Origin of the sequence: Stenotrophomonas sp. PS02298 (assembly GCF_029959445.1) — a bacterium.
In the GTDB taxonomy this organism is placed as follows: domain Bacteria; phylum Pseudomonadota; class Gammaproteobacteria; order Xanthomonadales; family Xanthomonadaceae; genus Stenotrophomonas.
The window spans coordinates 38053-49367 of record NZ_JASCOR010000012.1 but is presented as its reverse complement, the minus strand read 5'-3'; the positions used below and the strand labels follow the sequence as shown (position 1 = coordinate 49367).

The following is an 11315-nucleotide window of genomic DNA, read 5'->3' as shown; positions in this document are numbered from 1 at the left end:
CGGCCGGCGGGCGGGCGGGCGGCGGACGGGCCGCCCCGCCCCCCCCCCCCCCCCCCCCCCCCCCCCCCCCCCCCCCCCCCCCCCCCCCCCCCCCCCCCCCCCCCCACTACAGGTGACGACGCTCAGCGATCCAGCGCTTCGCGCAGCGGCTTGAGGAACGCGGTTGCCGCCGCGACCGGATTCGACGTCTCAACCAACGCCGAGACCAGCGCACTGCCGACCACCACGCCGTCGGCATCCACCGCCATTGCCGCCGCACTGGCCGCATCCTTGATGCCGAAACCCGCTACTACCGGCGCAGTGGATCGGCTGCGCAGCAGGCGCAGGCGTTCGCCAGCCGCGCTGCTGTCCAGACGCTCGGACGCGCCGGTGACGCCGGCAAAGCTGACGTAATACAGATAGCCCTGCGCCGCCTGGCACAGGCTGTCCAGGCGGGCATCGCTGCTGGTCGGCGAGGCCAGCAGGATCAAGGCCAGGCCGGCTGCGGCAAACGCGGCGCGTGGCTCATCAGCCTCTTCCGGCGGCAGATCGACCAGCAGAATGCCGTCCACCCCTGCCGCTACCGCCTCTTCGGCATAACGGGCATAGCCGCGGATCTCGACCGGATTCAGATAACCCATCAACACCACCGGGGTGGTCGTGTCGGCCTGGCGGAAGCGCGCCACGGCATCAAACACATATTGCCGCCCTGCCCCGCGTTCCAAGGCGCGCTCGGAGCTGCGCTGGATGGTCGGGCCATCGGCCATCGGGTCGGAGAACGGTACGCCAAGCTCGATCACGTCCGCACCGGCCTCGACCAGCGCATGCATCACCGGCACGGTCGCCTCCAGCGAGGGGTCGCCAGCGGTGATGAAGGGAATCAGCGCCTTGCGGCCGGAGGCGCGCAGGCGGGCGAAACATTCGTCAATTCGGGTAACAGCCATCTCAGGCACATCCTTCAATCAGTTCGACCGCATCGGGCTGGCCCCAATAAATGGAGGTAATCAGGCCATCGAGTGTTTCCAGGCGCAGGGCCAGGTTGGCAGCCTTGTCGGTCCAGGTCAGGTAATCGCCATTGGGCGAGTTGTAGGCATGCGGACTGGTCACCACGCCCGCCGGCAGACGCTGCCTGGCCTCGGTGACCGTCATGCCCACCCACAGATGGAACGGCGTCACCTCGGCACCAGGTGCAGGCTCAGCAACCTGCTGACCCGGCTCGAAGGGGGTATTCACCTCGAAGCGCACGATGCGATCGGCGATCACCATCATCGACATGTTCTCGGGCAAGGAGCCCTTGTCGTAGTACTCACAATCGCCCTCCATCACCTCACGCATGCCATGCGAGACAAACGCCTTGTCACCCGGCGCCTTGCCGAACGGCGCGCCGATGCGCAACGCACCCAACTCGCCCAGGCCGGCGGATGCGCTGGTGGCAGCACCCGCTGGGGCGGGTGCCGGGGACGCCGTTGCTGCCGCGGGCGCGACGGGAACCGCCGACGAAGTGGCAGGCGCAGCAGGTTCCGGCGCGGGGGCTGACGGCGTGCATCCTGCCAAGGCCGCAACCAGGCCCAGCAGCAAGGGCGTGCGCAGCAAACGGGGATTCGCGAAGCCAGCCATCACAGCACCAGACCTTCGCGCGCGGCGATGGTATGCACATCCTTGTCGCCACGGCCGGACAGATTGCACAGCACCAACGCATCCTTGGGCAACTCACGCGCCAGCTTGATCGCATGGGCGACCGCATGGCTGGATTCCAGCGCTGGCAGGATGCCTTCGATGCGGGTCAGGCGATGGAAGGCAGCCAACGCTTCTTCATCGGTGATGCCCACGTACTGGGCGCGACCGGTATCGGACAGGAAGGAGTGCTCGGGGCCGACGCCCGGGTAATCCAGGCCGGCGGAGATCGAATGGGTTTCGGTGATTTGGCCGTCGTCGTCGCACAATACATAGGTGCGATTGCCGTGCAGCACGCCCGGGCGCCCGGCCGAAATGGACGCGGCATGGCGGCCGGTATGGATGCCATCGCCGGCAGCTTCGGCACCGTAGATCTTGACCTCGCGATCATTGAGGAAGGCATGGAACAGGCCGATGGCGTTGGAACCGCCACCGACACAGGCGGTGATCGCATCGGGCAGACGACCATAATCCTCCAGCATCTGCGCACGCGCCTCGCGGCCGACGATGGCGTTGAAGTCACGCACCATGCGCGGGTACGGGTCCGGGCCGGCGACGGTACCGATGATGTAGAAGGTATCGCGCACGTTCGTGACCCAGTCGCGCATCGCTTCATTGAGCGCGTCCTTGAGCGTGGCCGAGCCGCTGCTGACCGGCACCACCGTGGCACCGAGCAGCTTCATCCGGTAGACGTTGATCTTCTGCCGCTCGATATCGGTGGCACCCATGTAGACCACGCATTCCAGGCCCAGTCGCGCGGCAACCGTGGCCGAGGCCACGCCATGCTGGCCGGCACCGGTCTCGGCGATGATGCGGGTTTTGCCCATGCGCGCGGCCAGCAAGGCCTGGCCAATGGTGTTGTTCACCTTGTGTGCGCCGGTGTGGTTCAGGTCTTCCCGCTTGAGCAGGATCTGCGCGCCACCTACGTCCTTGCTCAGGCGCTCGGCGTGGTAGATCGGGCTGGGACGGCCAACGTAATGCTTCAGGTCCTTGTCGTAGGCAGCAATGAAGGACGGATCGACCCGCGCCTGATCGTAGGCCGCTGCCAGCTCCTGCAGGGGCCCGACCAGGGTTTCGGCGACAAAGCTGCCACCAAAGCGGCCAAAGTGCCCACGCGCATCAGGGAAGGCGTGGAAATCGGAGATCGACGGATCAGTCATGACGTCACGGCTACAAGGAACAGGCAAGCACTCTAACGCAGGGCCGATGACATAAAAATGGATAATTCAGCCACCACGTGTTAGAAAAACTCACATGAAGACCAGTCAATCCCTGCCTTCACTCAATGCCTTGCGTGCCTTCGAGGCTGCGGCACGGCTGCGCAGTGTCAGCCAGGCTGCCGCCGAGCTACATGTCACCCATGGCGCGGTGAGCCGGCAACTGCGGGCGCTGGAGGAAGAACTGGGACTGCCCCTTTTTGAACGTGACGGCCGCGGCATCCGCCCCAGCGCCGCCGGCCATCGCTTGCTGGAAGCAACTTCCGGCGCGTTCTCGCAGCTGCGCGACTGCATTTCCTCGCTGCGACGGCCGCAGCGCAATGACGCCTTCGTGCTGGGCTGCCCTGGCAGCCTGCTTGCCCGCTGGATGATCCCGCGCCTGCAGGACCTGCAGCGCGACCTGCCCGGCCTGACCCTGCACCTGGCGGCACAGGACGGCGATTTCGCCCCACGCCTGGATGGTCTGGATGCAGCGCTGATGCTCGGCCAGGCGCCTTGGCCCAACGGCTGGAAAGTGCATGCGCTGGCGCCTGAACGGATCGGCCCGGTATTCAGCCCTTCAATGCACGGCGCGCATGTATTGGCCCGGCAGCCTGTCGAAGCGCTGCGTGACCACTCGCTGCTGCATACGCGCTCGCGCCCCCAGGCCTGGCCGACCTGGGCTGCGCGCAATGGCATCGATGCGGATGCGCTGACCTATGGGACCGGCCTGGAGCATCTGTACTACATGCTGGAAGCGGCGGTCGCCGGATTGGGCATCGCGATTGCGCCTGAACCCCTGGTCGCTGATGACCTGGTCAACGGCCGCCTGATCGCACCGTGGAGCTTTGTTGAGACGGAAGGCTGCTGGGCCTTGTGCACCGCCGGCGAGCAGCAGGACCCGCGTGTGGCGGCATTGGCGGATTGGCTGCGCAAGCAGCTTTTGTAGGCGCTCTCAGCCTTTCTGGGAGTGGCGTCAGCTGCGAAGCTGGCAATGCTTGAAAGGCCTGAGAGCTTACCCCTCCCCAGCCCTCCCCTTTGCTACGCAAAAGGGAGGGAGCCAAGCCTTGTCTTCGGCAAAGGGAGGGGGCAACAGCGCTGGCGTCAGCTGTATCTGACGCATCAGTGGTTTCGCGGCTGACGCCGCTCCTACATTCAGCTGCCTTGCGTCGGCTGTGCCAGCCGCTGCTGCACGTCCTCACGTAGACGCGCCAACTCGACTTCCGCCTGCTGCCGCTGCTGCATGCCTTCGCGGTGGATGCTGCGCACCTCTTCCACGGTGGCGATCAGCTGCTCATGCACATGGCGCAGTGTCGCGACATCGATCACTGCACGCTGGTTGGCCTTGGCCGTTTCCACCGAGGTCTGCCGCATCAGGTCGGCGTTGCGGCGCATCAGTTCATTGGTGGCATCGTCGATGGCATTGGACAGATCCACCGCGTTCTTCTGCTCGCCCAGCGACAGCTGGATGGCGAACTGGCGCTTCCACGACGGGATGGTGATGTCGCGCACGGCGTTGAATTTCTCGATCAACTGGATCGCATTGGCCTGGATGAGGCGGATCATCGGCAACGACTGGTCAGCCGCATGCTGCATCACCGTCAGATCACCCACGCGCTTGTCGAGCAGGCGGATCGCGTTATCGATCTCGCCACGCCGAATGCGCGACTGCGGATCTTCCAGACCAACCAGCGCGTGCAACTCGTTGCTGAGTTCGGCCAGGCGCTGTTTGCCAGCGGCGATGTGCAGGCCAAGGCTCTGCCGTTCGTCGCGGACGATGGCATGCATGCGATCAAACTCACCGACGCGCTGGCCCATCTGCGCCTGCTGTGCGCCAACGTCACGCAGCAACTGTTCGATCTGCTGGTTGGTGTCGCTGAATTTCTGCACCAGCTCGCCCTTGGAGGCGCGCATGCGGTCGATCAGGCCACCGATCACCGGCACCTTGGAACGCTCGTTCAAACCGTCCAGCTTCAGCGAGCGGGCAATACGCACCACCTCACCGAGCTTCTCGCCCGAGGCATCCAGGTCGCGGTTGCGCACATGGTCCAGCAACTGGCTGGAGAAGGCCGCACTCTTGCCCGCCGCCTCGCGGCCGAATACGTGCAGGTTGCCCGGGCTGATGTCGTCCAGCGTGCGCACGATCTGCGCGATCTGCGGGCGATCCGCTTCGCTCAGGCCCAAGGCGACCAGCATGGTGCCATCAACATCGGCGGAAGGGCCGGCCGGCAGCGGCAAAGTGTCCTGGGTCATCAGCAGTTCTCCTTGAGCAAGTGGCGCGACGCGGCGCGCGAGCAATCATGTGCAGGATGGTTCTCAGCGCAGTCTAGCCTGCATCGCTGCCACCTCGTCGAGAATCCGCGCCTGCGCCTCATTGGCTTGCGCCAGCTGGGCCTGCTTGTCGGCGGCACGACCGGCCAGGCTTCGCTGCCGCCATAGCGGCAGCAGCACATCACGGATGCGGAGATAGCGCTCGACCAGCTCCACGCCCTGCGCATGCAGCAAGCGCAACTGCCCGGCCTCGCTGTCGCGCAGGCGGGCCAGCCCGCGCAGATGCTGCAGCCGTCGCTGCAGCGCAGCCTGCGCCATTGGCTCGTCCGGCGGACGAACTGCCTCGCCGGCAACCGCCCAGTCATCGATGGCCGCCACAGCCATCTGAACCCGGGTCGCCTGCAGCAGATGCTCGCCCAGCTCCTGCTGCAAAGCCTCTAGACAGGCATCGGCACGCAGCAGGCAGACGTCGAGTTGGGTCGCCAGTTGTTCGGCTCGTGCCTGTGCCTCGACATCGCGACCCAGCAAGCGGCCGAGCAAACCCACCGAACGACGGATATGACGAGCATCCGCTGCCGACATCGCTTCGCGGATGTTGTTCATCTCCGCGACCAGCCGCGCAGCGGCCGTGCCAGCCGGTGCGTTGGCAAGCAACTGTTCCACCGCGGCCAGCAGTTCCGCGCCGTAGCTGGCCACGGCCAGCGCATCATCGGCTTGCAGCGGCGGCTGCGGTGGCGGCGGCAACACTGGCGGCGTCACATCAGGCATCGTCCGGCGCTTCATTGCCACGACTGCCCTGCTGCCCCGGCACCACCACGTTGCCGCCGTAGAAATGCCGCATCAGCGCTTCGTCCAACGCCTTCTCTTCCGGCGTGCGCGCGCGCCGCACGCGCGGTGCTGGCTTGCTGCCCGCACCGCCGTCCTTGGACAGCCACTCCTGCAGCTGCGTAGCCAGGCCGGCCAGTGCATCGCCAACCTCGCCCTGGCGCTGCTGGGCTGTCGCCAATACCTGCAACAACGGGGTCAGATCCTGCACTGGTGCAACCGGCGCCACGGCAGCTGGCGGTGCTGCGACCACCGCTGCGGGACGCTCGGCAACCGACTGCAACAAGGCCACGATCTGCTCCCACGGCACCTCGACCTGCGGCGCGAGCGGTGCAACCGGCGCTGGCTCATCAGCACGCAGGCCCTGCAGCCCACTGGCAATATCGGCCAGCTGCGCGACCATGCGCGCACCAGTGTCGGCATCGTCGCCGCCCATCGCTTTGTCGCGCATGAAGTCGCGTTTGATCTGCTCCCAGCGCGCCACCTGCGTCGCATCCAATACCTCGCGCAGCTCACCCAGCTTGAGCAGGTTTTCCTCGGAGCCACTGGTCAGCAGCTGCGACTCGCCGAGGTAATGGTCGGTGACCAGCTGCTGCAGCTCGGCGGCATTCATCACCGGCGAGATCTTCTCCGACAGCTTGTTCATGTTGCGGTAGCTGCCCTGCAGGCGGAACGGCGGCTCGACCCGGTACTTGTCGGCCTGCGCGGCGCTGGCGATGTATTGCTGGTTGACCCGATACACGACCTCGCGCACCTGCATCAGCCGCTGCAAGGTGGCGACGATCTCGTTGATCTCCGCACCGCTGTAAGCGTGGCTGAGTGCATTGGTCGACACCTCCTTGCCGCCAGCCTTGTCGACCAGCAGGTAGAGGTCGGCCAGGTCACGGGTTGCCATCGGCGCCAACACCTGGCTGGAGGTCAGGCTGTTCTCGATGTAGCTGAGCTTGAAGGCCTCTTCCATGCCGCCGAGTACATCACCGAGGTTGTAGATATCGGCACGGTTGGCCAGCATGTCCGGCACCTTGAACACTTCACCGGACTCGGTATACGGGTTGCCTGCCATCACCACGCAGAATTTCTTGCCACGCAGATCATAGGTCTTGGTGCGGCCCTTCCACACGCCCTCGATGCGACGGGTGCCGTCACACAGGGAAATGAATTTCTGCAGGAACTCCGGATGGGTGTGCTGGATGTCGTCGACATACAGCATGGTGTTGTTGCCCATCTCCAGCGCCAGATTGAGCTTGTGCAGTTCCTGTCGTGAGGTAGCATCCGGTGCCTGCTCCGGGTCCAGCGAGCGCACTTCATGGCCCAGCGCCGGGCCGTTGATCTTCATGAAGACCAGGCCAAGCCGGTTGGCCACGTATTCCATCAATGTGGTTTTTCCGTAACCGGGCGGGCTGATCATCATCAGCAGGCCCATCAGGTCGCTGCGTTTGTTCTCGCCCACCGTGCCCATCTGCTTGGCGAGGTTGTCACCGATGATGGGCAGGTAGACGTCATTGATCAGCTTGTTGCGAACGAACGAGCTCAGCGGCCGCGCCTGGAATTCGCTCAGCCGCAGCGAATCGCGTTCGCGCGCACTGATGCGATGGCGCAGCGCCTGGTAGCGCTCGAAACCGGGCTGGAACTGGCGGCGATGCGACTGCCAGCGCTGCAGGAAATCATCCACCGCCAACTGCGGGTGGCCTTGGGCGACGCGCGCATGCTCACCGAGCAGGCCACCGACATCGGCGATCAAGGTCACCTCGCGTACCTGGCTGCGCAAAGCCCGTTCGCCGAGCAGCATCGCAGCGGCTTCCGGCACATAGCCGGCCATGGCGGCAAACTTCGGCTGGCCACACATTGCCTGCAACCATTGCAGCGCCTGCGCCCATTGCAGGGCCAGTCGCGTGTTCAGACGTTGCAGGCTGCGATCAAATGCATCCGCTTGCCCGGCAGCCTGCAGCTGTTCGCGCAGGCCGCCGAGCAGCTGCCGCGCGTAGCCACTGAAGGAGAAGGTTGGCTCGCCGTTGCCAAGCTCCGCCAGCAGGTACTCGGCAGCCAAGGCTGGCACGCCGCTGTCGAACGGCAAGCCATGCTCGTCCTGGAAGGCCGCCAACGCCGATGCGATCTCCGTGCGCAAGGCATCAAGCCCGTCCCGCACATTGAACAGCTTGGCGATGGCGAACGCACCGGCGGCGCGTTCCAACCACTGGCTCACTTCCTCGCGCTTGCCCTCGCGCGCCCAGAACAGCAAGGCAAGCGCGCGTGGACCCGCTGCATGCACCAGTGATCCTGCCGCCTGATACAGCGGCAGAACCGCCTGCAGGATCAACGTCGCATCGTGATCGTGAATGCCTTTCTCGTAGCCTTCGCGGTAACGTGGCGCAGCGAAATCGCGCACCCGCTTGGCCAAGGCATCGGCTTGTGCGGCTTCGCGCAGCAGCAACTCGACACTCAAGCCATCGCGACCGTTGATGGCCGCATCCAGCAGCAGACCCGCCAGATACTCCCCGCGATAGAGCGCGGCTGACTCCGAATCCAGCGTCACCGGCCAATAGTCGCGCAGCTCCTCCAGCTCCGGATCGACAATGGCCTCGTAGTAGTCGGTGCCAGTGAGATGTACTGCCAGACCATCGCCGCGCGGCAGGATGGTCAGGTCCAGCGGCTGGGTGTTGACGCTGAAACGGTGTCGGCCAAGACGGATGATGTTGCCGCCGCCTTCGAACAGATCACTGCGATCACGCAGCGCCCGCACCGCCTGGTCGCGCACGCCCTTGAGCCGCGCTTCCACGTCGTCGGCCTTGACGCTGTCCTTGTAGTCGCGCAGGCGATCGGCGAGCTCACGCAACTTCAGGATCAGCGGGTCACCGGCGAAGAAAGCGTTCAGTTCATCAACGGTGGTGAAGCGCTCGGTACGCTTGGCCAGGCCATCAAGGATACGGTTGGCTGCGTCCAGTACCGACTGTGCCTTGCGCTGGCGCGCATCCAGCAGCGTCTGCTTGTGCGACTCGAAGGTATCGAGCAGCTCCTCACGCTTGTTGAGGATGTCGCCAAGGAACTGTTCATGCTCGCCGAACTGGCTCTCCAGTTCTTCCAGCTGCACCATCAACCGCGACAACTGCTCGTCGGCGCGCTCCGGATCGGTCGCCAAACCCAGCGCACTGGTGATGGCCTGGCTGAACAGGGAGAACTGCGCTCCAAACTGCGCCACGGCTTCAGCCGAACCCAACGAACGACGGCGCTGATCCGCACGTGCGCGCGCCTGGTTGAGCTTGGCGTAGATGGCGGAAATGGCCTCGACCACGCGCGTGCGCTGCGCGGCGTCGTCAACCTTCAGGCTGGCCATCAGCTCGGACAACATATCCAGATCGCCCGACATCACCTGCATCTGCGCGATCTGCTCGGACAGCTGCTTGGCGGTCTGTGCCACCTGCGCGGCGACATCCAGCTCCTGCAATCGATCAGCGAACGGCTGCAGCGCTTTGTCGCTGCCAAGGAATTCACCCGCCGCCGCACCAACCCGGTCATGCGCCTCCTGCAAAGACGCATTCATTGCGTCGATGGCGGCAACATCCACATAACGGAAGTCACGTACCGTCAGCAGGCGGCCACGCAGCTTGCCGATCTCGCCGAGCGACTCGACGAACTCGCCGATCTTCGTCCAGTTCTGTGGCTGCAACCGCCCAAGCAGCGTCTTGTGCGCGGTGGTGACCTCGGCCATCGCCTGCGCCGACTGCTTGCGGATGCTCTCGACCTTTTCGTACTCATCGAGCATCGATTCGCCGGTCGCGCTGATCTCGCGCAGCAGCGTTGCCGCACCGTCGCAATTGGCATCATCCAGCCAATGGTGAGTATCGAACAGACGGCGCGCGTTATGGGTCAGCAGCTCGTAGCGCGGCAGCGATACCTCGCGGCTGTCGATCTCGCGACCGAGATCCAGCAGATTGGAGATGCCACGCACCAGCTCGGCATTGCCGATGCGGGCCATGAAGCTGGTGCCGGTGGGTGCATGTGCAGCGAATTCATCACTGCTGAACGGGGTCTGCCAGACCTGCATCGGATGGACGCGGGTAGGCTCCTCGTTTTCGGCATTGAACAGGACCATGCGACCATCACGCATGAAGGCGTAGCCCATGCCGAACACCGGGTTCTGCAGCACACGCTGGATGCTGTTGTAGACGAACAGCGCCGACTTGCCGGCTTCACGCTCGTAGAAGATGTACAACATGTCCTCGCCGTTCGGCGAGCGGATCGAGCGCTTGTAACGCATGCCCTGCATCGAGGCATCGAACGCCTTGTGCTCGCCGCTTTGCAGGTAATAGCCACCGGGAAAGATGACGCCATGGTCATCGGGCAGCTGCACGCAGGCCTGGACGATGGCGTCGTTGCGCACCACCTTGCCGGTCAGCGTGTTGTAGATCAGGCCACGCCAGCTGTCCTCGCGGTACGGCTGGATCTTCAGCAGGATCAGCGAGCCGACCTTGGCGAAGTCAATGGTCGCGTCGTCCACCGACTGCGTGCTGTCCTCGACCGGCTCGCTGTAAACGCCCTGCCCGGTCTCGGTATTGTTCTCGACCTTGATGGTCAGGTCACCACCGGTGGTCTCGACGAAGATGGTGTCGAGGATGTTGAGGTGCGGGAAGCGGCCGGTGATCAGCATGTCACGGCCAGCACGCGCCCACTCGAAATCGAACGGCGGCGGCAGCGCGATATCACGCTCGCCACGTGCATCGATATAGGTCAGCTCGCCACTGGGTGCCATCGCCCAGCGGAACACGCGCACATCAGTGCTGCGCTCGCCGATCTGGAACGCAGCCAGCAACTTGCCGTCGCGCACGATCAGCTGCAGCAGGCGCGCATTTTTGTAATACGCGTAGAGCTCACCGAAATCGTGGACGAAGCCGGCCTGTGCCAGGAAACTGCTTTTCAGGTCCACCGGGGTGACGTCGTAGCCTTCGGTACCGTCCACCAGGCGATAGAGCCCGAACACATCCTCGATGCGGGTCTGTGTCTTCAAGCCGATGAAGACGTTGTAGCCGAACAGCAGCAGGTCGTCGCCGACCTGCACCACATCGCGGCCAACGCAGTTGTTCTCGCTGCGGATGCGAAAGCGCCCGATCACTTCCATCCGGCTGTCGCCGAACTCCTGCAGCCGGCGCTGGTTCAGCGCGTCCACCACCTGCCGCAAACGTGCGCCCTGATCACTCAGACGTTTACGCAGCACCTCATAGGCACCGCCCTGCGCCACCGCCTGATCGGCGATGGAGCCGCCTTCCTGCGTAGCGGCAGCGTCCAGATTTGTATCGGCCATCGATTGTTCCCTGCTCTGACATCGGCAGATTCCGCCCTCGGGACGGAATCCCCGACGCCCTCATGCTCGTGTGC

At 64.7% G+C, this 11315-nt stretch carries 7 protein-coding genes; 1 reads left to right on the top strand and 6 read right to left on the bottom strand.

Features of this window, described 5'->3' with window-relative positions:
* Positions 1-122: 122 nt before the first annotated feature.
* The 3 genes from trpA to trpB are packed head-to-tail and all read right to left on the bottom strand — an operon-like array spanning position 123 to position 2813.
* Complete coding sequence (gene trpA, locus QMX78_RS03685; protein WP_282266637.1) at positions 123-923, bottom strand: tryptophan synthase subunit alpha; 801 nt, start codon at positions 921-923, stop codon at positions 123-125.
* Between the two features lies 1 nt (position 924).
* Positions 925-1596, bottom strand: a complete 672-nt coding sequence (locus QMX78_RS03680) for a hypothetical protein (protein WP_282266635.1) — start codon at positions 1594-1596, stop codon at positions 925-927.
* Positions 1596-2813, bottom strand: a complete 1218-nt coding sequence (trpB, locus tag QMX78_RS03675; protein WP_282266633.1) for a tryptophan synthase subunit beta — start codon at positions 2811-2813, stop codon at positions 1596-1598. Before trpB ends, QMX78_RS03680 begins: the two co-directional genes overlap by 1 nt.
* A gap of 94 nt (positions 2814-2907) precedes the next feature.
* Here trpB and QMX78_RS03670 point away from each other — a divergent pair, with 94 nt between their 5' ends.
* Positions 2908-3798, top strand: coding sequence for a LysR family transcriptional regulator (locus QMX78_RS03670; RefSeq protein WP_282266631.1), 891 nt, complete (start codon positions 2908-2910; stop codon positions 3796-3798).
* A 206-nt stretch (positions 3799-4004) separates the two neighbouring features.
* On the opposite strand, the gene QMX78_RS03665 is transcribed toward QMX78_RS03670, so the two are convergent.
* From QMX78_RS03665 to QMX78_RS03655, 3 genes are all read right to left on the bottom strand, one after another.
* A complete protein-coding gene (locus QMX78_RS03665; protein ID WP_282266629.1) occupies positions 4005-5102 on the bottom strand; it encodes a toxic anion resistance protein in 1098 nt (365 codons plus the stop codon).
* 63 nt (positions 5103-5165) lie between these two features.
* A complete protein-coding gene (locus QMX78_RS03660) occupies positions 5166-5903 on the bottom strand; it encodes a hypothetical protein (RefSeq protein WP_282266627.1) in 738 nt (245 codons plus the stop codon).
* A complete protein-coding gene (locus tag QMX78_RS03655; protein ID WP_282266625.1) occupies positions 5881-11241 on the bottom strand; it encodes a DNA repair ATPase in 5361 nt (1786 codons plus the stop codon). Before QMX78_RS03655 ends, QMX78_RS03660 begins: the two co-directional genes overlap by 23 nt.
* Positions 11242-11315: the final 74 nt, after the last annotated feature.

Coding starts and splice junctions, on each gene's coding strand:
- QMX78_RS03660 (WP_282266627.1), bottom strand. CDS start 5,903: ATGAAGCGCCGGACGATGCCTGATGTGACGCCGCCAGTGTTGCCGCCG.
- trpA (WP_282266637.1), bottom strand. CDS start 923: ATGGCTGTTACCCGAATTGACGAATGTTTCGCCCGCCTGCGCGCCTCC.
- trpB (WP_282266633.1), bottom strand. CDS start 2,813: ATGACTGATCCGTCGATCTCCGATTTCCACGCCTTCCCTGATGCGCGT.
- QMX78_RS03680 (WP_282266635.1), bottom strand. CDS start 1,596: ATGGCTGGCTTCGCGAATCCCCGTTTGCTGCGCACGCCCTTGCTGCTG.
- QMX78_RS03665 (WP_282266629.1), bottom strand. CDS start 5,102: ATGACCCAGGACACTTTGCCGCTGCCGGCCGGCCCTTCCGCCGATGTT.
- QMX78_RS03670 (WP_282266631.1), top strand. CDS start 2,908: ATGAAGACCAGTCAATCCCTGCCTTCACTCAATGCCTTGCGTGCCTTC.
- QMX78_RS03655 (WP_282266625.1), bottom strand. CDS start 11,241: ATGGCCGATACAAATCTGGACGCTGCCGCTACGCAGGAAGGCGGCTCC.